We start from the raw sequence: 22,872 nt of genomic DNA on the forward strand, positions 1-22,872 counted from the left end.
GTGTGTCCTCAACTGCAGGCGGGATCGGTCGCATCCGCGAGGACGCGACCGGGAGATGTGGGGGTGGTCAGTCGTCGAGCTTCGCTGCGGCCGAGCGCCCGGCGGCGGCGACGCCGTCGACGTGGTCGGCAGCGGCATCCTTCACGTCGTCCGCGACGTCGGCGGCGAGGTCCTTCGCGTCGGCGACGATGCCGTCGATCTTCGCTTCCTGCGCCCGGTAGGCGTCGGCCATCCGGTCGGTGAACTCGGAGATCCGGAGATCGACCTCGGAGAGCAGCTCCTGACCTCGGGGGTCCTTGTTGACCAGGTGCGCGACGACGAAGCCGCCGGCGATGCCCAGCAGGAACCAGAGGACGCTCTTCATGGGATCCATGTTAGGTGCAAAGCAGAAGGGGCGCCGGGTGAACCCGACGCCCCTTCTGGCGGTGATGAGATTGGCTCAGCGCGCGGCGTAGTACTCGACGACGAGCTGGACTTCACAGGTCACGGGGACCTCGGCGCGCTTCGGGCGACGCTCGAGACGCGCCTGGAGCTTGTCGAGCTCGACCGAGAGGTAGCCGGGAACCGGGGGCAGGACCTCGGCGTGACCGCCGGCGGCTGCGACCTGGAACGGCTCGAGAGCCTCGCTCTTGGGCTTGACGTGGATCGTCTGGCCCGGCTTCACGCGGAAGGACGGGCGGTCGACGAGCTGGCCGTCGACGAGGATGTGACGGTGCACGACGAGCTGACGAGCCTGTGCGGTGGTGCGGGCGAAGCCGGCACGCAGCACGAGCGAGTCGAGACGCATCTCGAGGAGCTCGACGAGGTTCTCACCGGTCAGCCCTTCGGTGCGGCGGGCCTCGTTGAACGTGTTGCGCATCTGCTTCTCGCGGATGCCGTACTGCTCGCGCAGACGCTGCTTCTCGCGGAGGCGGACGGCGTAGTCGCTGTCCTGCTTACGCTTGGTGCGGCCGTGCTCACCGGGAGCGTAGGGACGCTTCTCGAGGTAGCGGGCGGCCTTGGGGGTCAGTGCGACGCCGAGGGCGCGCGAGAGGCGCACCTTGCGGCGGTCCTGGGACTTCGTTGCCACGAAATCTTCCTTCCATGACGTGGCCATGTCTTTCACGGCTCACGGGCGTATCGCCGTCTCTCGCCCTTCCGGACTGCACGCCGGGGCACGCCGAAAGGTGGGAAAGAGAGAAGAGGATGCCCGAAAACACGGTTTCGAGCCGGTCAAGTCTAACAGACGGGCCGGATCATCCCCGGCCGCGTGCCAGTTCGAGGGCACCGGGCGGATAGAACGGCAGGGATTTCTCCGACACGTCCTCGAGGCGGTACCACCCGACGGTGGTCTCGCCGTCGAGGACGGGCAGGCGGTCGCCCTGCGGGTGGGCCTCCAGCTCGGGGCTCCGGACCGCGAAGACGTAGGCGACCTCGTGCCCCGGCCGGCCCTCGTTGTCGAAGATGTTCTCGACCACCCCGACGAGGCGGGCCTCGGTGACGGTCGCCCCCAGCTCCTCGGCGATCTCGCGGCGGACGGCGGCCTCGGCGGTCTCGCCCGGCTGCACTCCTCCGCCGGGAGCGCGGAGGAACACGGGACGGGCCGGCGTCGCGGCGTACTCCTCGGCGAGGACGTGGCCGTCGCGGATCAGCACCGCGACGGCGATGACCCGGATGCGGGGGCGCGTGCGGACGTCCGCCGCATAGGCGCGCAGCGCACGACCGTAGAGGGGAACCTGGTCAGCGAGAGCGTCGAGCGCGGTCCGCAGGGCACGCGCGGGCTTGTCGTCGTCGTAGAGCGCGAGGGCCTCGAATCCCGCCGCCGCCGAGGACAGCGGGTCGGCGGGATCGATCCCCTTGAGGGCCGCCATCGCCCCCGAGGCATCGCCGACGTTCCGGAGCGAACTCGCGAGCTGGATGATCGCTTGACTGCGGAAGGGTGGGCGGAGTCCCGCATCCAGCGCGCGCCGGTACAGCGGGATGGCGGCCGCCTCCTCCCCGAGGAAGTCCTCGACCGAGGCCCGCTCGAACAGGCACCGGGCATCGTCCTCCGGGCACCCGGCGAGGGCGTCCGCCATCGCCGATCGCAGCGCCTCCGGCTTCCCGTCGTCCGCACCCTCCCAGATGGCCTCGATGCGGCGCTCCCAGGAGTCAGTCACCGAGGATTTTCCGGATCTTCTCGAGGCGGGCGAAGATGTCACGCTCGACGCCGCGCGAGGTCGGCTCGTAATAGCGTCGGCCGCGCAGCTCGTCCGGGAGGTACTGCTGGGTGGCGACGCCCACGTCGAGGTCGTGCGGGTAGACGTAGCCCTTGCCGTGACCGAGGCGTTTGGCTCCCGCGTAGTGCGCGTCGCGCAGGTGCACCGGCACCCGCCCGAAGCCGCCCGCGCGGACGTCCGCGATCGCGGCGTTGATGGCGTTGTACGCCGCGTTGGACTTCGCCGTCGTCGCCAGGTACGCCGTCGCCTCCGCGAGCGGGATGCGGCCCTCCGGCATCCCGATGAAGGCCACGGCGTCGGCGGCCGCGACCGCGATCTGCAGCGCCTGCGGATCGGCGAGGCCGATGTCCTCGGCGGCCGAGATCACGAGCCGTCGCGCGATGAAGCGCGGGTCCTCCCCCGCTTCGATCATGCGGGCGAGGTAGTGCATGGCGGCATCCGGATCCGAACCGCGGATCGACTTGATGAACGCGCTGATGACGTCGTAGTGCTCGTCGCCCTGCCGGTCGTAGCGCAGGAGAGCGCGGTCGACGGCCTGGGCGACATGCTCGGCGGTGATGACAGGGGCGTCCTCCCCGGGCTCCGCCATGGCCGCGGCGGCCTCCAGCGAGGTGAGGGCGCGGCGCGCGTCGCCCGAGGCGAGGTGGACCAGCGCGGCACGTGCGTCGTCCGAAAGCTCGACGGCCCCGGCGAGTCCGCGAGCGTCGGTCACGGCGCGGTCGATCAGCATGCCGAGGTCGGCGTCCGTCAGCGGCTGCAGGGTGAGCAGGAGCGAGCGCGAGAGGAGCGGCGAGATCACCGAGAACGAGGGGTTCTCCGTGGTCGCGGCGATGAGGATGACCCATCCGTTCTCGACGCCGGGCAGCAGGGCGTCCTGCTGCGCCTTGTTGAATCGGTGGATCTCGTCGAGGAACAGGATGGTCGACGTCCCGTACAGGTCGCGCTGGGTCATCGCCTCCTGCATGACCTCGCGCACGTCCTTCACGCCCGCGGTCACCGCGGACAGTTCGACGAACCGACGGCCCGACGTCCGCGCGATGGCCTGGGCGAGCGTCGTCTTGCCCGTGCCGGGCGGGCCCCAGAGGATCACCGACACGGCTCCGGTCGTCGCACGGCCGGGGTCGGCGAGAGCCACGAGCGGAGAGCCGGGGCGCAACAGGTGCGTCTGCCCTGCGACCTCGTCGAGCGATGCGGGCCGCATCCTCACGGCCAGCGGCGTCGCACCACGGAAAAGCGCGTCACTCTGGGCCATCCCCCCAGGCTAACCGCCCCCGCCGACATCGTGCCGAGGCGGCGGGTCTCCGGTTTGGAACGGATGCCGGGGACTGAATACTCTGCAGATGGCCGCGCGGGCGTGCGCGGCGCCGACGAGAGGATCACCGTGGCTGCGGGCAGGGGCAAGGGGCGCGACAGCGCGCAGGAGCGCGAGCGAGCCCGACTGTATGAGGCGCGGCGCCGGTTCCACGCCTCCGTCATCCAGCGCAGGCGCCGGGACAACCTGATCGCGGGCGTCGCCGGCGGCCTCCTGATCGCCGCGCTGCTGGGTGCGCAGGTCGCCTATTACACGCTCGGGCCGGGCATGCCGGAGCCGGCGCCGACACCCACCGCGCCCGCCTCCCCCAGCGGGACGCCCACCCCGGGACCGAGCGGGTCGCCGACGCCGTCCCCCACGCCGTCGGGCTCGCCGACCCCCTCTCCGACCCCGTGACCGCCGTACTAGGCTGAGTCACTAATCCGACCCCCATGCGGCGCATGCCGCCGACGAGGTGACCCCCGTGAGTTCCGCCACCCCTGAATCCGCCGAGACCCAGCCGTGGGGCCGCGTCGACGACGACGGCACCGTTTCCGTCCGTGAGGGCGAGCAGTGGCGTGTCGTCGGGCAGTACCCCGACGGCACCCCCGAAGAGGCGCTGGCCTACTTCGAGCGCAAGTTCGCCGACCTCGCCTCCGAGGTGACGCTCCTCGAAGTGCGCCATCGTCGCGGCGGCGCCTCGGCATCCGACCTCCGTTCCACGGCACGCACCATCCGGGAGCGCCTGGACGGTGCCGCCGCCGTCGGCGACCTGGCCGCGCTCGAAGCCCGCGTGACGGCGCTCGAAGGCGCCCTCTCCGAGGCGAGCGCCGAGGAGGCCCAGGCTCAGCGTGCCGCAGTGGATGCCGCGGTGGCCGAGCGCGAGTCGATCGTCGCCGAGATCGAGGCGATCGCCGCGAAGGACCCCCGCTCCATCCAGTGGAAGCAGACGACCGCGGACGTGGCCGCCCTGTTCGCCCGCTGGCAGGAGCACCAGAGCAGCGGCCCGCGCCTGCCGAAGGCCGTCGGTCAGCAGCTCTGGAAGCGGTTCCGCGACGCCCGCGCGGTGATCGACAAGAACCGCCGCGAGTTCTACTCGAGCCTCGACGAACAGCACAAGGCCGCCCGCGACGCGAAGACCCGCCTGGTCGAGCGCGCCGAGGCCCTCGCGCCGCAGGGTGAGGACGGCATCGCCGCCTACCGCACGCTCCTCGACCAGTGGAAGTCCGCCGGTCGCGCGGGCAAGAAGGCCGACGACGCGCTGTGGGCCCGCTTCAAGGCCGCCGGCGACGTGCTCTACGGGGCGCGCATCGAACGCGAGAACGCCGACGTCGAGGCATCCAAGGAGAAGATCGAGGCCAAGCGCGCTCTCCTCGACGAGGCCGCGGGCGTCGCGAAGGAGAAGGACAACGGCAAGGCGCGCGCTCTCCTCACCAACATCCAGCGCCAGTGGGATGAGATCGGTCGGGTCTTCCCGCGCGACACGGAGCGCGGCCTGGACGACCAGCTCCGCAAGGTCGAGACCGCGCTGAAGGCGCGCGAGGACGAGGACTGGAAGCGCAACAACCCCGAGACGAAGGCGCGTCAGAACGATATGACGAGCCAGCTCCAGGATGCCATCTCCAAGCTCGAGGACGAGCTCGCCGCCGCCGAGGCCTCGAAGGACAAGGCCGCGATCGCCAAGGCGAAGGACGCCCTCGAAGCCCGCAAGGGCTGGCTGCGCGCCCTCGGCGGCTGACCGCCTCCGACACAGCACCGACGCCCCGGCGGGATTCTCCACAGAGTCCCGCCGCGGCGTCGTCGTCTCGGCGCGGTGTCGCAGACTGCCCTCATGTGGCCGTTCCTCTACTTCACCGATGACCGCCTGTCGACCGCCGAGTTGACCGCGGCCCGCCTGGACGGAGACCTCGTCGAGATCGGCGAGGCGTTCATGCCCGCCGACGCCGTCGAGACGCGCGAACTGCGCGCGGCCTCGTTCCGCGGCGTCGCCGGGGTCCACCGGGCCGTCACGCACGCGAGCGCGGCGTGGGTGCACGGGGCGATCCCCGAACCGCCCCTCATCCAGACCCTGCAGCGTGCCGGCCGGACGCGGGCCGCCGTCCCCGTCGACACCCGCATCCGCTTCCGCGACGTGGCACTCCCCGCCTCCGACGTCGAGACGATCAGCGGCGTGGCTGTGACGACGCCGGTGCGCACCCTCGTCGACCTCGTCCGAGACGCCGTCGTCGGCGCGGGGCCGTCACAGCTGGTCGACGACGTCTTGGCGTGGCGCCCGGAGCTCCTCGCGGATGCGCTCAGCTGGATCGAGACCGCCGGACCGGTCCACCACAAACGGGCGGCTGCCGCCGAACTCCGGCGGCGTCAGGACGAGGTGACCCGGTAGACGTCGTACACGGCGTCGATCCGGCGGACGGCGTTCAGCACGCGGTCGAGGTGCACCGTGTCACCCATCTCGAAGACGTAGCGGCTGAGGGCGAGGCGGTCGTTGGTCGTCTGAACGGATGCCGAGAGGATGTTCACGTGGTGCTCGCTGAGCACCCGCGTGATGTCGCTCAGCAGGCCCGACCGGTCGAGCGCCTCGACCTGGATGTGCACGAGGAACACGCTCTTCGACGTCGGCGCCCACGACACCTCGATCAGCCGATCGGGCTGGTCGCGCAGCGCGGCCGCGTTCGTGCAGTCCGCGCGGTGGACCGAGACCCCGCTGCCACGCGTGACGAACCCGACGATCTCGTCTCCCGGCACCGGCGTGCAGCACTTTGCGAGCTTCACGAGGATGTCGGGAGCACCCCGCACCAGCACGCCGGAGTCGCCGCCGCGCGGCGCCTTCGACCGTCCCACGGCGGGAAGGTCGATCGGTCCGGTGGAGGTGTCCTCCTCCTCCGAACGCACGAGCGCGGTGACCTTCTCGATCACGGACTGCGTCGAGACGTGTCCTTCGCCGACCGCGGCGTAGAGGGCGGTGACGTCCTCGTAGCGCAACTGGTGGGCCACCGCGGTGAAGGAATCCTGGCTCATCAGACGCTGCAGCGGCAGGTTCTGGCGGCGCATCGCACGGGCGATCGCGTCCTTGCCCTGCTCGACGGCCTCGTCGCGGCGCTCCTTCGTGAACCAGCCGCGGATCTTGTTGCGCGCCCGGGTGCTCTTGACGAACGCCAGCCAGTCCTGGCTCGGCCCGGCATCCGGGTTCTTCGAGGTGAACACCTCGACGACGTCGCCGGAGTGGAGTTCGGACTCGAGCGGCACGAGGCGGCCGTTGACCTTCGCGCCCATAGTGCGGTGGCCGATCTCGGTGTGGACGGCGTACGCGAAGTCGACGGGGGTCGCCCCGGCCGGAAGACCGATGACTCGTCCCTTCGGCGTGAAGACGTAGACCTCCTTCGCACCGATCTCGAACCGGAGCGAGTCGAGGAACTCCCCCGGATCGGCCGTCTCGGCCTGCCAGTCCGAGATGTGCGCCAGCCAGGCCATGTCCTGGTCGATGGCCTTGGAGTCGGCCTTGCCGCCGGCGATCTGCTCCTTGTACTTCCAGTGCGCCGCCACACCGTACTCGGCCTGCTGGTGCATCTCGTGGGTGCGGATCTGGATCTCGACCGTGCGCCCGCCGGGACCGATCACGGTCGTGTGCAGGGACTGGTAGAGGTTGAACTTCGGCGTGGCGATGTAGTCCTTGAACCGCCCGGGGATGGGGGTCCACCGCGCGTGGATCGCGCCGAGCACGGCGTAGCAGTCGCGGACGGTGTTCACCATGATCCGGATGCCGATGAGGTCGTAGATGTCGTCGAACTCGCGACCGCGGACCACCATCTTCTGGTACACGGAGTAGAGCTGCTTCGGCCGCCCCATGACACGACCGCGGATACGGAGATCGCGTAGGTCCGTCTCCACGGCGTCGATGACCGTGTGCACGTACTGCTCGCGCTGCGGCGTGCGCTGCTTGACCAGCGAGTCGATCTCGGCGTAGAGCTTCGGGTGCAGGACCGCGAACGAGAGGTCCTCGAGTTCGCTCTTCGCGGTCTGGATGCCGAGGCGATGCGCCAGCGGCGCGTAGATCTCGAGGGTCTCGCGGGCCTTCTTGGCCGCCTTCTCGGGCGGAACGAAGCCCCACGTGCGCGCATTGTGAAGGCGGTCGGCGAGCTTGATGAGGAGCACGCGGATGTCCTTCGACATCGCGACGATCATCTTCCGCACGGTCTCGGCCTGTGCCGCATCGCCGTACTTGACCTTGTCGAGCTTCGTGACGCCGTCCACGAGCATCGCGACCTCGTCGCCGAAATCCGCCGTCAACTGGTCGAGCGAGTAGTCGGTGTCCTCGACCGTGTCGTGCAGGAGCGCCGCCGCGATGGCGCGGGGACCGAGGCCGAGCTCGGCGAGGATCTGCGCGACGGCGAGGGGGTGCGTGATGTACGGCTCGCCGCTCTGACGCTTCTGCGACGCGTGCGCCTTCGCGGCGGTGCGGTAGGCCCGCTCCACGATCGCGATGTCGCCCTTGGGGTGGTGCATGCGCACCGTGCGCATGAGCTCCTCGAGCGCGTCCCGCGAGGGGGCGCGGGAGAAGATGCGCGGTACGAGCCGGCGCAGCGACTGGCCCCCGGTCGCGGTTCCTGTCGGGGTGACCGCTTCAGCCATGCGATCGCCTCCCGTCTGTCCGCACGCGCGTGGAACTGGAGGACAATCCTACGCCCGCGCGCATCCGGGTCAGACCGCGGCGACGGCGGCCGAACGAGCCTCGATGACGCGCTGATCCCGCGCCTTGAGGTCGGACTCGTTCTCGCGCAGCAGCGAGTACAGCGGGGCCGCGACAAACAGCGTGGAGTAGGCCGCGACGATCGTTCCGACGAAGATCGAGAGCGAGATGTCGGTGAGCGTCTGCGCACCGAGCCACAGGGCGCCGATGAAGAGGATCGCTCCCGTCGGCAGCACTGCCACGACGGTCGTGTTGATCGAGCGGACGAGCGTCTGGTTCACCGCGAGGTTGACCGACTCGCCGAACGTCCTCCCGGACTTCTCCCCGTCTTCGAACGTGTTCTCGCGGATCTTGTCGAACACGACCGTCGTGTCATACAGCGAGTACGACAGGATCGTGAGGAAGCCGATGACGGCCGCCGGGGAGATCTCGAACCCGAACAGGGCGTACACCCCGACCGTCACGACGAGCACGTCGACGAGACCGATCATCGCCGCGACGGACATCTTCCACGTGCGGAAGTACAGCGCCAGGATCAGGAACGTCAGCACGAGGAAGATCGCCAGACCCCACAGCGACTGCCGGGTGACGCTCTCACCCCAGCTCGGACCGATGAAGGACGAGCTCACGCTGTCATCCGGGACGTCGAACGCCTCCACGAGGGCGGAGGTCACTTCACGCGTCTCGAGCTCGCCGAGCTGGTCGGTCTGGATGCGGAGGCTGTCGTCGCCGACCGTCGTGACGCGGGTCGCGGCATCCGGGACGACGGACTGCACCGCGTCGGTCGCACGCAACTGATCCGGGGATGCCACGTCGTTGACGGTGAACTGCGAGCCGCCCGTGAACTCGATCGAGAACTGGATGGGGCGGAAGACGGGGACCAGCGCCGAACCGATCACGAGGATCGCGGCGATGAGGAACCACAACCGGCGACGGCCGACGAACGGGAAGGAGACCTTCCCCGTGTACAGGTCGTTACCGAAATCGTTCATGGAGCGCATCAGTCGTCCCCCTCCCCTGCGGAGCGGGTATCGCCGCTCTGCTGCGCGAGCTTGCGCTCGGCGATCGTCTGGCGGCGGACCGCCTCACTGCGGGACCTCGACGACCGCTTCTCGGATTGCGACTTGCCGCCGGCGGCCACCGGGGCGCGGAACTGCGCACGGCCGCGGTACACCGCGCCGAGCGCGGTCGGGTCGAGCCCGGACAGCTTGTGCCCACCCCCGAAGAACGACGTGCGCGCGAGCAGCTGCAGCACCGGGTGGGTGAAGAGCACGAAGATGAGCACGTCGATGACGGTCGTGAGACCCAGCGTGAAGGCGAAGCCCTTCACGGTCGCGTCGGCGAGGATGTAGAGCACCACGGCGGCGAGGATGTTGATCGACTTCGAGATGTAGATCGTCCGCTTGGCGCGTGCCCAGCCGTCCTCCACCGCACTCGTGATCGATTTGCCGTCGCGGAGTTCGTCTCGGATGCGCTCGAAGTAGACGATGAACGAGTCGGCGGTGAAGCCGATCGTCACGATGAGGCCCGCGACACCGGCCAGCGAGAGGCGGAAGCCCATGCGCCAGGCGAGGATGCAGAGCGTGATGTAGGTCAGAATGCCCATCACGGCGAGCGAGGCGATGATGACCGAACCGAGCGCGCGGTAGACCACGAGCGAGTAGACCGCGACGAGGGCGAGGCCGATGAGGCCCGCGACGAGGCCGATCAGCAGCTGCTGGGAACCGAGCGTCGCCGAGATCGCGTTGCTACTCTGCACCTCGAAGCTCAGCGGCAGGGCACCGTACTTGAGCTGATCGGCGAGGGTCTTCGAGGTCTCCTGGTCGAAGTTGCCGGTGATCTGCGGCTTGCCGTCGGTGATGACCGCGTTCATCGACGGGGCGGAGATGACCTCGCCGTCGAGCACGAAGGCGAACTGGTTCTGCGGCGGCTGCAGGTTGAACAGACGCTGGCTGATCTCGCCGAAGGTCTTCGTCCCGGCGCTGTCGAAGACGATGTTGACGGCCCACTGACCGTTCTGCGAGTTGAGGCCGTTCGTCGCGTCCGAGATGGCCGAACCGTCGAGTTCGACCGGTCCGAGCAGGTACTTCGCCGACCCGTCGGCGTCGCACGTGATGAGCGGCTGGTCGGCGGGCTCCTGTGCGGCGTCGTTCGCGGGGTTCGCGCAGTCGTAGGCGAGGAACTCGGCCTGGACCTCCTCTGTCGCCCACGACAGGTCGCTGCCGTTGGTCGGCGACGGGGTGGGCGTCGCGTTCAGCGAGGGGCCCGGGGTCGGGTAGGGCGTCTCCTTGCCGTCGTCGCCGATGAAGGTGTTCGTCGGAGCGGCGGTGTAGAGCACCGCGCGCAGCTGCATCTGCGCCGAACGGCCGATGCGGTCGCGGGTCTCCTCGTCGGCGATGCCCGGGAGCTGGACGACGATCTGGTTGCCCGCCTGCGTGGTGATGTCGGTCTCACCGACACCCGAGGCATCCACGCGCTGGCGGATGATCGAGACCGCCTGCTGCATCTGGTCGGCGGTGGGCTGCGCCCCCTCCTCCGTCTGCGCCTGCAGGATGATCTGCGTGCCGCCCTGCAGGTCGAGGGCGAGCTCGGGAACCCACGAGCTCCGCTCGAACAGGTAGACGCCCGCGGCGTTCACACCGAAGAGGACGGCCGTCAGGGCCAGGAGTCCGATCAGAGCGCGCCACGCGCGGCGGACGGGAGTGGATGAAGCCACGGAGGGAACTTTCGTGAGGGGCCGCCGGAGCGGGGAGGTCAGGCCTTGGGCTTGTCGTCCGCGTCGGGCGTACCGTCGACGGGACGGATCTCCGCATCGGTCTCGTCGCGGGAGACGATCACGTCGTCACCGGGGACCTGCTCGGTCTCATCGACGACGGGCTCCTCCTCCTCGACGGCGCGCAGGATCGCCTGGCTGTGGACCTCGACGACCATGCCCGGGGCGAGCTCGACGTGGGCAGGCTTCGAGAGGTCGGTCGGGTCGTACTCGACGATCGTCCCGTAGAGGCCGCCCTGGAGCAGCACCTTCACGCCGGGCACCATCTGCAGGGCCTTCTTCTCCTGCTCCTCCTTCATCCGCTTCGTGCGACGACGCGAGCTGATGAACATGAAGACGAGCAGACCCGCCAGCAGGATGAGCAGGCCGTAGTCCGTGAAGAAGTTGCCTCCGGTGGCCTGCGTGGTGTTCTGCTGGGAGAGAAGCAACATGAACGGGTGTCCGCCTTTCGGGTGGGCACGCCGCAGCGATGCGGCGAAGAGGGTGGGAGGCCGAAGCCTTCAGCGATTATAGGTCATCGAGGGTCAGCGCCCCGTCGTGGCGGAGGATGCCCAGGTGCGCGTACGCCTCGGGGGTCGCGACGCGCCCGCGGGGGGTGCGCCCCATGAAGCCGATGCGCACGAGGTAGGGCTCGACGACCGATTCGATGGTGTCGGCCTCCTCCCCCACCGTCACCGCGAGGGTGTTGAGCCCCACGGGACCGCCGCGGAAGCGGCGTACGAGGGCGTCGAGGACGGCTCGGTCGAGCCGGTCGAGCCCCAGATCGTCGACGTCGTACAGGTCGAGCGCGGCGGACACGTCCGCCGTCGTCGCCTGCGTCGAGGAGCCGCCGTGGACCACGACGTAGTCCCGCACCCGGCGCAGCAGCCGATTCGCGATGCGGGGTGTGCCGCGCGACCGACGCGCGATCTCGGCGCGGGATGCCGCCGGCAGGTCGACGTCGAGCATCACCGCCGAACGGGCGATGACCTGCTCGAGCTCGATCGGCTCATAGTACTCGAGGTGGGCGGTGAAGCCGAACCGGTCGCGCAGCGGGTTCGGCAGCATTCCCGACCGCGTCGTCGCGCCGACGAGGGTGAAGGGAGCGAGATCGAGCGGGATGCTGGTGGCCCCGGCCCCCTTGCCGACCATGATGTCGACCCGGAAGTCCTCCATCGCGAGGTACAGCATCTCCTCGGCCGAGCGCGCCATCCGGTGGATCTCGTCGATGAAGAGGACCTCGCCGGGCACCAGGCTCGACAGCAGGGCGGCGAGATCTCCGGCGTGCTGGATCGCGGGACCGCTCGACATCCGCAGAGGACGCTCGCTCTCGTGCGCGACGATCATCGCGAGGGTGGTCTTGCCGAGCCCCGGAGGGCCCGACAGCAGGATGTGGTCGGCCGGACGCTGCTGGATGCGGGCGGCATCCAACAGCAACTGCAGCTGCCCGCGCACCTTCATCTGACCGACGAACTCGGCGAGCGACCCCGGGCGCAGCGCGCCTTCGACGGCGAGTTCGCCCTCGTCCTCGGGAAGGCGCTGGTCGCGGGCCTCAGACACCGGTGCGCTCCGCTCGTGCGGGACCGAGATGGGCGAGGGCGAGCTTGAGCAGCGCCGGGACGGTGGCGCCCGCGGGCGCCTCGGCCAGGACGTTCTCGGCGGTCTCCGTCGCGACGCGCTCGCTCCACCCCAGCGCGACGAGCGCCGCCGCCAGTTGCACGCCGAGACCCTGCGCGGCGGGGACGCCGGGCGTCGTCCGGGCCGGCGCGGTGAGCTTGCCGGCGAGCTGCACGACGATCAGCTTGGCGGTCTTCGGGCCGATGCCCGAGACGCGGCGGAAGGGCGCATCGTCCTCATCGGCGACCGCGGTCGCGATCTGATCGACCGTGAGGGCCGAGAGCACCCCGAGCGCGGACTTCGGTCCGACACCCGAGACGCTGAGCAGATGGCCGAACACGTCCAGTTCGGAACGGTCCTCGAAGCCGAACAGCAGCATGGCGTCCTCGCGGACGATCATCGAGGTGTGCACGAAGACCTCGTCGCCGAGGTGGAGCTGCCGCGCGTGCTGAGCCGTGACGGCGACCGCGTAACCGACCCCGTGCACGTCGATGACGACCGAGTCGGGTTCGAGGTGCAGCACACGGCCGCGCAGCGAGGAGATCATGATCCGAGCCTAGGCGAGCCTTCGGACCTATGTTCGAGCGACACACCTGCGCCGTGCGGTCTCAGCGTCGCGTCGCCTTCTCGGCGGCGGCCCACGCACGCTGGGCCGGGGTGAGTTCCGCGGCGGCGCCTCCAGCGGCCGGACCGCGACGCCACGCGTGGCAGAGCGCGAGGGCAAGCGCGTCGGCGGCGTCGGCGGGCTGCGGGAGCGCGTCGAGGCGCAGCACCCGCGCGACCATCGTCTGCACCTGCAGCTTCTCGGCGTTGCCGTACCCCGTGATGGCGGCCTTGACCTCGGACGGCGTGTGCGTCGCGGCGGGCAGCCCGTGCTCGGCGGCGAGCAGCAGCGCGATGCCGCTGGCCTGCGCCGTCCCCATGACGGTGCTGCGGTTCTGCTGGGCGAAGACCCGCTCGACGGCCACGACGTCCGGCCCGTGATCGGCGATCACCGCGCGGATGCCGCCCGCGATGCTCGCGAGCCGCTGCTCGATCGGCGCATCGGGCGCCGAACGGACGACACCGACGTGCACGAGCGTGGCCGACCGATCGGCGCGCACGTCGACGACCCCCACGCCGCAGCGGGTGAGTCCCGGATCGATGCCGAGGACGCGAAGAGCGGATGCCACTCCCCCACGCTAGGCGGGAGGTGCGGCATCCGCTCGTCGGCGCGCCTGCGGAGTCAGTCCTCGTCGTCGGTTTCGAGCTCGGCCTGGACCTCGGGCGTCAGGTCGAAGTTGGAATAGACGTTCTGCACGTCGTCGCTGTCCTCGAGGGCGTCGATGAGGCGGAAGATCTTGCGCGCGGTGTCGGCGTCGATCTCGACCTTGAGGTTCGGGACGAACTCGACGTCGGCCGAGTCGTACTCGATGCCGGCGTCGGTGAGCGCGGTGCGCACCGAGACGAGATCGGATGCCTCGGTGACGACCTCGAAGCCCTCGGCCCGCGGCTCGATCTCCTCGGCACCGGCTTCGAGAGCCGCCATCATGAGGTCGTCCTCGGTCGTCCCCTCACCGGAGACGACGATGACGCCCTTGCGCGTGAAGTTGTAGGCGACCGATCCCGGATCGGCGAGGGTACCGCCGTTCCGGGTGAGGGCCGTGCGGACCTCCGCGGCGGCACGGTTCTTGTTGTCGGTCAGACACTCGACCATGAGCGCCACGCCGTTGGGTCCGTAGGCCTCGTACATGATCGAGGTGTACTCGACCGACTCGCCGCCGATGCCGGCGCCGCGCTTGATGGCGCGGTCGATGTTGTCCTTCGGGACCGAGGTCTTCTTCGCCTTCAGGACGGCGTCGAAGAGGGTCGGGTTGCCCTGCAGGTCGGCGCCACCCAGCTTGGCGGCGACCTCGATGTTCTTGATGAGCTTCGCCCACGACTTCGCACGACGCGCGTCGATGACGGCCTTCTTGTGCTTCGTGGTGGCCCACTTGGAATGTCCGCTCACGGGACTCCTCTCGGAAAAAGCGCGGGGTCCAGTCTACGACCGTGCCGACACGGGGCCGCTACGCGTCGCGCACGCTCGCAAGGAACAACTCGTGGAAACGCGTCTCGGCATCGAGCTCCGGGTGGAAGGAGAGGCCGATGACCGCACCCTGGCGCACCCCCACGACCCTGCCGTCGGGGAGGGCGGCGATCGCCTCGGCCGCCGGTCCGACCTCTTCGACGACGGGGGCGCGGATGAAGGTCGCGCGCACCGGCGGCTCGCCGACCGCCGGCACCGAGAGCTCGGTCTCGAACGACTCGACCTGGCCGCCGAACGCGTTCCGGCGCACCGTCACGTCCAGGCCGCCGAACGTCTGCTGCCCGGCGATCCCGTCCGCGAGGCGATCAGCGAGGAGGATGAGGCCGGCACAGGTGCCGTACACCGGCATCCCCTCCGCGATCGCGGAACGGATGGGCTCTCGCATCCCGAACGCGCGGGAGAGCTTGTCGATGACACTCGACTCACCCCCGGGGAGCACGAGCCCCTGCACCTGCGCGAGCTCCTCCGGCCGCCGGACCGGGACGACGTCGGCGCCGAGCTCGGCGAGCACGCGCGTGTGTTCGCGGACGTCGCCCTGGAGGGCGAGGACGCCGACGCGCGGAGCGGTCACCATCCCCGCTCGGCGAGCCGGTGCGGTGCGGCGAGGTCGGAGACGTTGATGCCGACCATCGCCTCACCAAGCCCACGCGAGACGTCGGCGATGACCTTCGCGTCGTCGTGGAACGTCGTCGCCTTGACGATCGCCGCGGCACGTTCGGCGGGGTTGCCGCTCTTGAAGATGCCCGAGCCCACGAAGACGCCGTCGGCTCCGAGCTGCATCATCATGGCCGCGTCCGCGGGTGTCGCGACACCGCCGGCGACGAAGAGGACGACGGGCAAGGTGCCGGTCTCGGCGACCTCGGCGACGAGCTCGTAGGGCGCCTGCAGTTCCTTGGCCGCGACGTAGAGCTCGTCCTTCGGCAGCGCAGCGAGGGCGGCGATCTCACCCCGGATCCTGCGGATGTGCTTCATCGCCTCGGACACGTCGCCGGTACCGGCCTCACCCTTCGAGCGGATCATGGCCGCACCCTCGGTGATGCGTCGCAGGGCCTCGCCGAGGTTCGTCGCCCCGCAGACGAACGGCACGGTGAAGTCCCACTTGTCGATGTGGTTCACGTAGTCGGCGGGTGAGAGCACCTCGGACTCGTCGATGTAGTCGACGCCGAGCTCCTGCAGCACCTGCGCCTCGACGAAGTGCCCGATGCGCGCCTTGGCCATCACCGGGATGGAGACCGACGCGATGATGTCGTCGATGAGGTCGGGGTCGCTCATGCGGGCGACCCCGCCCTGGGCGCGGATGTCGGCGGGCACGCGCTCGAGCGCCATGACGGCGACGGCGCCGGCGTCCTCGGCGATCTTGGCCTGGTCGGCGGTGACGACGTCCATGATGACGCCGCCCTTGAGCATCTCGGCGAGGCCGCGCTTCACCCGCGCGGTTCCAGTCGTGTTCGTTGGCATAGGCCAAAAGTTAGCATGACACGGACATAGACTCGTCCCATGGCAGACGATGTCCTGACGATCGGCGGCGAGACCGCCGCCGAGATCGCGGACAGCATCCGTGCCCTCATCGACCGCGGCGACCTCGCCCCCGGCGCCGCACTCCCCTCCGTCCGCGCGCTCGCCGACCTCGTCGGGGTGAACCGCAACACCGTCGTCGCCGCGTACCGCCTCCTCGCCGCCGCGGGAGCGGTCGAGACCGCCGGCCGCGCCGGCACCCGCGTCGCGCCGCGCTCCGACCCGCCGCAGGAGGGTTTCGCCGCGGACACGGTCCTCCGCGACATCGCGACGGGGAACCCCGACCCCGCGCTCATCCCGGACCCCTCGCATGCGCTGTCGACCCTCGCGGGTCGGCCCGTCCTCTACGGCGAACCGACGATCGACCCCGACCTCGAGGTGTGGGCGTCTCAGTGGATCGCGAAGGATCTGCCCGAACGCGCCGAGCTGCGGCTCACCATCACGGGCGGCGCGGTCGACGCGCTCGAGCGCCTCTTCGCCGACGCCCTCACCCGCGACGACGCCGTCGGGCTCGAGGACCCGTGCTTCCTGTCGGCCCTCCGCACAGTGCGGATCGGCGGTTACCGGCCGGTCCCGATCCCGGTCGACGACCAGGGGATGACGGTCGCCGGGCTGCGCGCCGCGCTCGACGCCGGCGTGCGCGCCATCGTGTGCACCCCGCGCGCGCAGAACCCCACCGGTGTGAGTCTGACCGCCGAACGGGCGACGCAGCTGCGCGCCGTGCTGGCGCAGCATCCCTACGTCCTCGTGATCGAGGACGACCACTTCTCGATGCTCTCCCGTGAGCCGTACCACTCGATCATCGGGCCCGACCATCGGCGGTGGGCCCTCATCCGCTCGGTGTCGAAGTTCCTCGGGCCCGACATGTGCCTCGCCGTCACCGCGAGCGACCCGGAGACCGCCGAGCGCCTGGCCCGCCGACTGAGCCCGGGCTCCACGTGGGTGAGCCACCTGCTGCAACGTCTCGTGCTGGCGCTCGTCTCCGACGACACCGTGCTGGCCGGGGTCGAACGCGCCGCGCGCCACTACCGGGCACGCAACGACCGCTTCGCGGCGGAGCTCACGCGACTCGGCCTGCCCACCGCGGCGGGCGACGGCCTGAGCGTGTGGGTGCGCGTCCCCGCTCCCGCCCGCGCCGTGGCCGAGCAGCTCATGCGTCGCGGGTGGCTCGCCCGCCCCGGCGACGAGTTCGTCCTCGCCGACCCCGAGGCGACCCACCGTCTGCGCCTGACCGTCCACGATCTGTCCGACACCGACCTCGCGCGCCTGGCCGCCGACGTCGCCGCCTCGGCGCGAGCCATCGCGCCCTCACCGGAAGCGAGTACCGCCCCGTGAAGATCCTCTCCATCCAGTCCGCCGTCGCGTACGGCCACGTCGGAAACTCCGCCGCCGTGTTCCCGCTGCAGCGCATCGGCGTCGAGGTCTACCCGGTCTACACCGTGAACTTCTCGAACCACACCGGATACGGCGCCTGGCGCGGACCGCTCATCAGCCCGCAGGACGTCGCCGACGTCATCACCGGCATCGAGGAACGCGGTGCATTCGGCGAGATCGACGCCGTCCTCTCGGGCTACCAGGGCGGCGAGGGGATCGGCGACGTCATCCTCGACGCCGTCGCGCGCGTCAAGGCCGCCAACCCGAACGCGATCTACGCCTGCGACCCCGTCATGGGGAATGCGAAGAGCGGATGCTTCGTGGCCCCCGCCATCCCGGTCCTCCTCCGCGAGCGGGTCGTCCCCGCCGCCGACCTGATCACGCCAAACCAGTTCGAGCTCGGCTTCCTCACCGGCACGGACCCGGGCGATCTCGAGTCGACCCTCGCCTCCGTCGACGCGGCGCGTGCGATGGGACCGTCGACCGTGCTCGTGACGAGCGTCGAGCGGCCCGACCGCCCCGAAGGGACGATCGAGATGCTCGCCGTGACGGATGACGGCGCGTGGATCGTCCGGACCCCGCACATCCCGATGAAGGCGAACGGGTCCGGCGACGTCACCGCCGCCCTCTTCACCGCCCACTTCCGCGAGACCGGGGATGCCGCAGACGCGCTCGCGAAGACCACCTCGAGCGTGTTCGACCTGCTGCAGAACACCTACGACGCGGGCACTCGCGAACTGCAGCTCGTCGAGTCGCAGGAGGCGTACGCCCACCCGCGGATGCAGTTCGAGGTTACCCAGGTCCGCTGACCGCCGCGGGCGGCTGACTCGTCAGAGGACGGGCCAGCCGTCCGCCACCGACTGACGGACCTCGCCGAGCAGTTGGGGAAGCGCCTTCGTCTTCGCGATGATCGGGAAAAAGTTCGCGTCCGTCGCCCAGCGGGGGACGACGTGCTGGTGCAGGTGCGCGGCGACGCCCGCACCGGCGACCTCGCCCTGGTTCATCCCGAGGTTGAAGCCGTCGCAGTTCGCGACCTTCCGCAGGACCCGCATGGCCACCTGGGTCAGCGCGCCGATCTCGGCGACCTCTTCGGGCGTCGCCTCGTCGTACGAGCCGAAGTGGCGGTACGGGCACACGAGCAGGTGACCGGAGTTGTACGGGAACAGGTTCAGCAGGACGTACGCCGTCTCGCCGCGGGCGACGATGAGCCCCTCCTCGTCCGACTTGCCGGGTGCGGCGCAGAACGGGCAGTCGTGCTTGAGGGGTTCCGGTCCCGCCTGGATGTAGGCCATCCGATGCGGGGTCCACAGTCGCTGGAACTCGTCCGGGACGCCCGCGAGAGCGGATGCCGGTTCCACCCGACCCTCGTCGGGGGCGCTCATACGAGGTCCTCGGCCGTGTTCACGAGAAGACGACCCGAGATCGCTGCGACGATCTTGTCGATCGCCTCATCCACCGGGATGCCGTTGGTCTGCGACCCGTCGCGGAAACGGAACGACACCGTGCCCCCCGAACGGTCCTGCTCCCCCGCGATGAGCTGGAGCGGCACCTTCTGGGTCGTGTGGGTGCGGATCTTCTTCGGCATGCGGTCGTCGGAGTGATCGACCTCGGCGCGGACGCCCGCGGCGCGCAGACGAGCGATGATCTCGTCGAGGTACGGGCCGTACTCCTCGGCCACCGGGATGCCGACGACCTGGACCGGGGCGAGCCACACCGGGAAGGCCCCAGCGTAGTGCTCGAGGAGGATCGCGAAGAAGCGCTCGATCGAGCCGAACAGCGCACGGTGGATCATGACCGGACGGTGCTTCTCACCGTCGGGACCGGTGTACTCGAGTTCGAACCGCTCGGGCTGGTTGAAGTCGAGCTGGATCGTCGACATCTGCCAGGTGCGTCCGATCGCGTCCCGCGCCTGGACGGAGATCTTCGGGCCGTAGAACGCGGCGCCGCCCGGGTCGGGCACGAGCTCGAGACCGGAACCCTCGGCGACCTCCCGCAGGGTCTTCGTCGCCTCGTCCCACAGGCTGTCGTCGCCGATGAACTTGGGGTTGCCCTCCTCCTTCGTGGAGAGCTCGAGGTAGAAGTCGTTCAGCCCGTAGTCGCGCAGGGTCTTCAGCACGAACTCGAGACTGTGCTCGAGCTCGCCCTTGACCTGGTCGGAGGTCACGTAGATGTGGGTGTCGTCCTGTGTCATCCCCCGCACGCGGGTAAGGCCGGCGAGCGTGCCGCTCTTCTCGTAGCGGTAGACCGAGCCGAACTCGCTGAGTCGCAGCGGCAGTTCGCGGTAGCTGCGTCCGCGCGAGCGGAAGATCAAGTTGTGGAACGGGCAGTTCATGGGCTTGAGGTAGTACTCCTGGCCCTCGCGCGAGACGTGGCCGTCGGCATCCACCACCTCGTCGAGCACCATCGGGGGGTACATGCCGTCGGCGTACCACTGCAGGTGACCGCTCGTCATGAACAGGTCGCCCTTGGTGATGTGAGGCGTGTTCACGACCTGGTATCCGTTGGCGAGGAGACTCTCGCGCATGTAGCGCTCGATCTCGTACCGGATGATCCCGCCCTTGGGGTGGAACACCGAGAGGCCGGGCCCGATCTCCTCGGGGAAGGAGAAGAGGTCGAGGTCCTTGCCGAGCTTTCGGTGGTCGCGCTTGGCGGCCTCCTCGAGGCGGTGCTGGTAGGCGCGCAGCTCGTCCTTGGACGGCCAAGCGGTGCCGTAGATGCGCTGCAACTGCGGGTTCTTCTCGCTGCCGCGCCAGTAGGCCCCGGCGACGCGGGTGAGGTCCCAGCCGTTGCCGGCGACACGCGTGCTCGGCACGTGGGGGCCGCGGCAGAGATCCTTCCACGCGGTCTCACCGTCGCGGGTGACGTTGTCGTAGATGGTGAGTTCGCCGGCGCCCACCTCGACGGACGCGCCCTCGGCCGCCTCCTGCGACCCGCCCTTCAGCCCGATCAGCTCGAGCTTGAACGGCTCATGAGCGAGCTCTGCGCGGGCCTCGTCATCGGTGACCACGCGGCGGACGAAACGCTGTCCTTCGCGGACGATGCGCTCCATCTCCTTCTTGATGGCCTTGAGGTCCTCCGGGGTGAAGGGCTCCTCGACGCCGAAGTCGTAGTAGAAGCCGTCGATGATCGGCGGCCCGATCCCGAGGTTCGCCTGCGGGCGGACGCGCTGCACGGCCTGCGCGAGGATGTGGGCCGTCGAGTGGCGCAGGATGTTCAGCCCGTCGGGACTCGACACGGTGACCGGCTCGACGCCGTCGAGAGAGTCGACGACCGTCGCGAGGTCCTTCAGCTCGCCGCGGATGCGGAGCGCGACGACGGAGCGGTCGGGGAACAGGGCGAAACCGTCGGCGGGAAGGGCGACATCCGCCGGGGCGATCGGATCAGACAAGGGGAGATCTCCAGAAGGTGGCTCGGATCACGGTGACTCAGCTTCGAGCGCTGTACGCGCTCCGCCCGCTCAGGCCCGCGGCGTTCGCGTGCCGGCGAGGTGGGACACCCGGCTGTTCTGCATCATGCGAGTCTACTGGGCCGCCGGGAAGGGCGATGATGGATGCCGTGAAGCTCGCTCTCGCGGGGGTCGTCCTGCTCGTGGGCGCGATCGTCGCCGTCGCCACCGGCATCCTGCCCCTCTCCGAGCTCGGCGTGGTGGCCGAGCGTGTCCTCCCGATCCTCGCCTTCGTCGTGGCGGTCACCGTCGTCGCGGAGCTTGCGGCGAAGGCCGGGGTCTTCGATGTCACCGCGTCGTGGCTGGCCCGGATGTCCCGGGGACGCACCGCTCTGCTCTGGGCACTCGTCGTGGCCCTCGCGATCGTGACCACCGCGTTCCTGTCGCTCGACACCACCGCCGTCCTCCTCACCCCCGTCGTGATCGCCGTCGCGCGGGCGAACGGGCTGCCGCCGCTGCCGTTCGCCCTCGCGACGGTGTGGCTGGCGAACACGGCGTCGCTCCTGCTGCCGGTGTCGAACCTCACGAACCTCCTCGCCCTGGCCCGGATGCCGGGGGCCGCCGATCCGGCCTCGTTCGTGCTCCTGCTCGGACCGTCCGCCGCCGTCGCCGTCCTCGTGACCGTCGCCCTCCTGTGGGTCATCCACCGGCGCTCGCTGGCCGGCTCGTTCACGGCGGCCCCGCCGCCCCAGGTGAGCGACCGGGTGCAGCTCGTCGCGGCATCCGTCATCGTCCTCGCCCTGCTGCCGCTGCTCGTGAGCGGGATCGAGCCGTGGATCCCCGCGACGGTGGCGGCGCTCGCCCTGATCGGTCTGTTCGCGTGGCGCTCGCCGAAGGCGCTGGGGCTGCGGCTCGTGCCGTGGTCGCTGCTCGTGTTCGCCGCCGGACTCTTCTCAGCCGTCGCCGCGCTCGAGGCGTGGGGGTCCGGGCAACTGGCGACGGCCGTGGCCGGATCGGGGTCGGCGCCGGTCGACCTGCTGCGGATGTCGGGAACGGCGCTCGTGACCGCGAATGCGCTCGACAACCTTCCCGCGTATCTGCTGCTCGAATCGACGGCGGACACGCCGGAGCGCCTGGCCGCCCTGCTGATCGGCGTGAACGCCGGTCCGCTCATCACGCCGTGGGCGTCGCTGGCCACCCTCCTCTGGCACCAGCGGCTCGTGGCGGCGGGAGTGCACTTGCCGTGGCGTCGCTTCATCTTGTGGGGTCTCGTCGCGGCTCCCCTCGTCGTCGCCGCGGCCACCGTCCCTCTGCTGCTGCGCTGACCTCAGAGGTGCTTCAGCGCCTCGCGACGGCTGAGCGGACTCAGCGCGTGGGCGGCCACGTAGGCGGACACCCACTCCGGGTACGCCCGGGCGGCGTCGCGCAACGCCCAGCCGATGGCCTTGCGGATGAAGAACTCGCCGTCGCGGAGGTTCGGCTCGAGCGCGTCGGTCAGCAGGCGCAGGTCCGTCCGCTCGCGGCGACCGAGCTGGCTGAGGATCGCGAGGCGTCGCAGCCACAGCTCCTCGCTCACACACCACCCGCGGACGAGGGCGTCTCCGTCGCGGGGATGCTCGTCGAGGAGTTCGCGGACGCGGCCGCTCAGCTCGTCGGTGACATCCCACCAGCGGCCTGTCCGCACCATGTGCTCGACGAGCGGCACGATCCGCAGGTCCGCGCGGGCGGGCGGCACGGCCAGGAGCATCATGGCCGCGTACCGCTCCTCGCGATGGGATGCCGCATCCCACAGCTCCCGCGCGTCGTCGAGGATGCGCAGGGGGTCGGTCTCCCCCGCGACCGCCGCCCGCGCGATCCGTCGCGTCTCCGGCACCCGCACGCCCAGGAACGGGAGGTCGGACTTCATGTACGCCTGCTGGCCGGCCGCGCGGGACGGGTCGGCTGCGGCCCGCAGGCGGGAGCGGATCACGTCGACGCGGTGCACG

The 22,872-nt window shown here is 70.1% G+C and carries 23 protein-coding genes; 6 read left to right on the forward strand and 17 right to left on the reverse strand.

What is annotated here, in order from left to right; genetic code table 11:
- Positions 1 to 67: 67 nt before the first annotated feature.
- The 4 genes from AYL44_RS04865 to AYL44_RS04880 all read right to left on the reverse strand — a co-directional run bounded on the left by AYL44_RS04865 (position 68) and on the right by AYL44_RS04880 (position 3,450).
- Positions 68 to 364 (reverse strand): hypothetical protein, encoded by a 297-nt coding sequence (locus AYL44_RS04865; protein ID WP_064002089.1) that lies wholly within the window; start codon positions 362 to 364, stop codon positions 68 to 70.
- A gap of 75 nt (positions 365 to 439) precedes the next feature.
- Entirely contained in the window at positions 440 to 1,069 is a 630-nt protein-coding gene (gene rpsD, locus AYL44_RS04870) for a 30S ribosomal protein S4 (RefSeq protein ID WP_082886095.1), read from the reverse strand.
- A gap of 166 nt (positions 1,070 to 1,235) precedes the next feature.
- Positions 1,236 to 2,138, reverse strand: coding sequence for a tetratricopeptide repeat protein (locus AYL44_RS04875; RefSeq protein WP_231872725.1), 903 nt, complete (start codon positions 2,136 to 2,138; stop codon positions 1,236 to 1,238).
- Complete coding sequence (locus AYL44_RS04880; RefSeq protein WP_082886096.1) at positions 2,131 to 3,450, reverse strand: replication-associated recombination protein A; 1,320 nt, start codon at positions 3,448 to 3,450, stop codon at positions 2,131 to 2,133. Before AYL44_RS04880 ends, AYL44_RS04875 begins: the two co-directional genes overlap by 8 nt.
- A 129-nt stretch (positions 3,451 to 3,579) precedes the next feature.
- On the opposite strand from AYL44_RS04880, the gene AYL44_RS04885 reads away from it, so the two are divergent.
- From AYL44_RS04885 to AYL44_RS04895, 3 genes are all read left to right on the forward strand, one after another.
- A complete protein-coding gene (locus AYL44_RS04885) occupies positions 3,580 to 3,906 on the forward strand; it encodes a hypothetical protein (RefSeq protein WP_064002484.1) in 327 nt (108 codons plus the stop codon).
- 67 nt (positions 3,907 to 3,973) lie between these two features.
- Positions 3,974 to 5,227 (forward strand): DUF349 domain-containing protein, encoded by a 1,254-nt coding sequence (locus AYL44_RS04890; RefSeq protein WP_064002091.1) that lies wholly within the window; start codon positions 3,974 to 3,976, stop codon positions 5,225 to 5,227.
- 75 nt (positions 5,228 to 5,302) lie between these two features.
- Entirely contained in the window at positions 5,303 to 5,872 is a 570-nt protein-coding gene (locus AYL44_RS04895; protein WP_231872726.1) for a type IV toxin-antitoxin system AbiEi family antitoxin, read from the forward strand.
- Here AYL44_RS04895 and AYL44_RS04900 read toward each other — a convergent pair.
- The 10 genes from AYL44_RS04900 to pdxS all read right to left on the reverse strand — a co-directional run bounded on the left by AYL44_RS04900 (position 5,851) and on the right by pdxS (position 16,071).
- Positions 5,851 to 8,118: a RelA/SpoT family protein gene (locus AYL44_RS04900; RefSeq protein WP_064002093.1), complete on the reverse strand. Its 2,268-nt coding sequence runs from the start codon at positions 8,116 to 8,118 to the stop codon at positions 5,851 to 5,853. The genes AYL44_RS04895 and AYL44_RS04900 overlap by 22 nt on opposite strands.
- 69 nt (positions 8,119 to 8,187) lie before the next feature.
- A complete protein-coding gene (gene secF / locus AYL44_RS04905; RefSeq protein ID WP_064002094.1) occupies positions 8,188 to 9,177 on the reverse strand; it encodes a protein translocase subunit SecF in 990 nt (329 codons plus the stop codon).
- Positions 9,177 to 10,892 carry a protein translocase subunit SecD gene (gene secD, locus AYL44_RS04910; RefSeq protein ID WP_064002095.1) on the reverse strand — a complete coding sequence of 572 codons (1,716 nt, stop codon included), beginning with the start codon at positions 10,890 to 10,892 and terminating at the stop codon, positions 9,177 to 9,179. The genes secF and secD overlap by 1 nt, the downstream gene beginning before the upstream one ends.
- A 38-nt stretch (positions 10,893 to 10,930) precedes the next feature.
- On the reverse strand, positions 10,931 to 11,380 hold the full coding sequence (locus tag AYL44_RS04915) for a preprotein translocase subunit YajC (protein WP_064002096.1): 450 nt from the start codon (positions 11,378 to 11,380) through the stop codon (positions 10,931 to 10,933).
- A 76-nt stretch (positions 11,381 to 11,456) separates the two neighbouring features.
- Positions 11,457 to 12,488, reverse strand: a complete 1,032-nt coding sequence (gene ruvB, locus AYL44_RS04920) for a Holliday junction branch migration DNA helicase RuvB (protein WP_064002097.1) — start codon at positions 12,486 to 12,488, stop codon at positions 11,457 to 11,459.
- Positions 12,481 to 13,092, reverse strand: coding sequence for a Holliday junction branch migration protein RuvA (ruvA, locus tag AYL44_RS04925; RefSeq protein ID WP_064002098.1), 612 nt, complete (start codon positions 13,090 to 13,092; stop codon positions 12,481 to 12,483). Before ruvA ends, ruvB begins: the two co-directional genes overlap by 8 nt.
- 61 nt (positions 13,093 to 13,153) lie before the next feature.
- Entirely contained in the window at positions 13,154 to 13,717 is a 564-nt protein-coding gene (gene ruvC / locus AYL44_RS04930) for a crossover junction endodeoxyribonuclease RuvC (RefSeq protein WP_064002099.1), read from the reverse strand.
- A 53-nt stretch (positions 13,718 to 13,770) separates the two neighbouring features.
- Complete coding sequence (locus tag AYL44_RS04935; RefSeq protein WP_064002100.1) at positions 13,771 to 14,535, reverse strand: YebC/PmpR family DNA-binding transcriptional regulator; 765 nt, start codon at positions 14,533 to 14,535, stop codon at positions 13,771 to 13,773.
- Between the two features lie 58 nt (positions 14,536 to 14,593).
- Positions 14,594 to 15,187 carry a pyridoxal 5'-phosphate synthase glutaminase subunit PdxT gene (gene pdxT, locus AYL44_RS04940; RefSeq protein ID WP_064002101.1) on the reverse strand — a complete coding sequence of 198 codons (594 nt, stop codon included), beginning with the start codon at positions 15,185 to 15,187 and terminating at the stop codon, positions 14,594 to 14,596.
- Positions 15,181 to 16,071, reverse strand: a complete 891-nt coding sequence (gene pdxS / locus AYL44_RS04945) for a pyridoxal 5'-phosphate synthase lyase subunit PdxS (protein ID WP_064002102.1) — start codon at positions 16,069 to 16,071, stop codon at positions 15,181 to 15,183. Before pdxS ends, pdxT begins: the two co-directional genes overlap by 7 nt.
- A 39-nt stretch (positions 16,072 to 16,110) precedes the next feature.
- Here pdxS and AYL44_RS04950 point away from each other — a divergent pair, with 39 nt between their 5' ends.
- Positions 16,111 to 17,463, forward strand: a complete 1,353-nt coding sequence (locus AYL44_RS04950; RefSeq protein ID WP_064002103.1) for an aminotransferase class I/II-fold pyridoxal phosphate-dependent enzyme — start codon at positions 16,111 to 16,113, stop codon at positions 17,461 to 17,463.
- A complete protein-coding gene (gene pdxY, locus AYL44_RS04955; protein ID WP_064002104.1) occupies positions 17,460 to 18,311 on the forward strand; it encodes a pyridoxal kinase PdxY in 852 nt (283 codons plus the stop codon). The genes AYL44_RS04950 and pdxY overlap by 4 nt, the downstream gene beginning before the upstream one ends.
- A gap of 21 nt (positions 18,312 to 18,332) precedes the next feature.
- Here the strand turns inward: pdxY and AYL44_RS04960 are convergent, their stop codons facing one another.
- Together AYL44_RS04960 and thrS are read right to left on the reverse strand one after the other, a co-directional pair.
- Positions 18,333 to 18,884 (reverse strand): HIT family protein, encoded by a 552-nt coding sequence (locus AYL44_RS04960; protein ID WP_064002105.1) that lies wholly within the window; start codon positions 18,882 to 18,884, stop codon positions 18,333 to 18,335.
- Complete coding sequence (thrS, locus tag AYL44_RS04965; RefSeq protein ID WP_064002106.1) at positions 18,881 to 20,890, reverse strand: threonine--tRNA ligase; 2,010 nt, start codon at positions 20,888 to 20,890, stop codon at positions 18,881 to 18,883. Before thrS ends, AYL44_RS04960 begins: the two co-directional genes overlap by 4 nt.
- 155 nt (positions 20,891 to 21,045) lie before the next feature.
- Here thrS and AYL44_RS04970 point away from each other — a divergent pair, with 155 nt between their 5' ends.
- Positions 21,046 to 22,212 carry an SLC13 family permease gene (locus AYL44_RS04970; protein WP_064002107.1) on the forward strand — a complete coding sequence of 389 codons (1,167 nt, stop codon included), beginning with the start codon at positions 21,046 to 21,048 and terminating at the stop codon, positions 22,210 to 22,212.
- Between the two features lie 2 nt (positions 22,213 to 22,214).
- On the opposite strand, the gene AYL44_RS04975 is transcribed toward AYL44_RS04970, so the two are convergent.
- Positions 22,215 to 22,871, reverse strand: a complete 657-nt coding sequence (locus AYL44_RS04975; RefSeq protein WP_064002108.1) for a DNA alkylation repair protein — start codon at positions 22,869 to 22,871, stop codon at positions 22,215 to 22,217.
- Position 22,872: the final 1 nt, after the last annotated feature.

The sequence above is a fragment of the Microbacterium oleivorans genome (assembly GCF_001644225.1).
GTDB classification, from domain to species: domain Bacteria; phylum Actinomycetota; class Actinomycetes; order Actinomycetales; family Microbacteriaceae; genus Microbacterium; species Microbacterium gawkjiense.

Coding starts and splice junctions, on each gene's coding strand:
- AYL44_RS04865 (WP_064002089.1), bottom strand. CDS start 364: ATGAAGAGCGTCCTCTGGTTCCTGCTGGGCATCGCCGGCGGCTTCGTC.
- AYL44_RS04880 (WP_082886096.1), bottom strand. CDS start 3,450: ATGGCCCAGAGTGACGCGCTTTTCCGTGGTGCGACGCCGCTGGCCGTG.
- AYL44_RS04900 (WP_064002093.1), bottom strand. CDS start 8,118: ATGGCTGAAGCGGTCACCCCGACAGGAACCGCGACCGGGGGCCAGTCG.
- secF (WP_064002094.1), bottom strand. CDS start 9,177: ATGCGCTCCATGAACGATTTCGGTAACGACCTGTACACGGGGAAGGTC.
- AYL44_RS04915 (WP_064002096.1), bottom strand. CDS start 11,380: ATGTTGCTTCTCTCCCAGCAGAACACCACGCAGGCCACCGGAGGCAAC.
- ruvA (WP_064002098.1), bottom strand. CDS start 13,092: ATGATCTCCTCGCTGCGCGGCCGTGTGCTGCACCTCGAACCCGACTCG.
- pdxT (WP_064002101.1), bottom strand. CDS start 15,187: ATGGTGACCGCTCCGCGCGTCGGCGTCCTCGCCCTCCAGGGCGACGTC.
- pdxS (WP_064002102.1), bottom strand. CDS start 16,071: ATGCCAACGAACACGACTGGAACCGCGCGGGTGAAGCGCGGCCTCGCC.
- AYL44_RS04950 (WP_064002103.1), top strand. CDS start 16,111: ATGGCAGACGATGTCCTGACGATCGGCGGCGAGACCGCCGCCGAGATC.
- AYL44_RS04960 (WP_064002105.1), bottom strand. CDS start 18,884: ATGAGCGCCCCCGACGAGGGTCGGGTGGAACCGGCATCCGCTCTCGCG.
- AYL44_RS04970 (WP_064002107.1), top strand. CDS start 21,046: ATGATGGATGCCGTGAAGCTCGCTCTCGCGGGGGTCGTCCTGCTCGTG.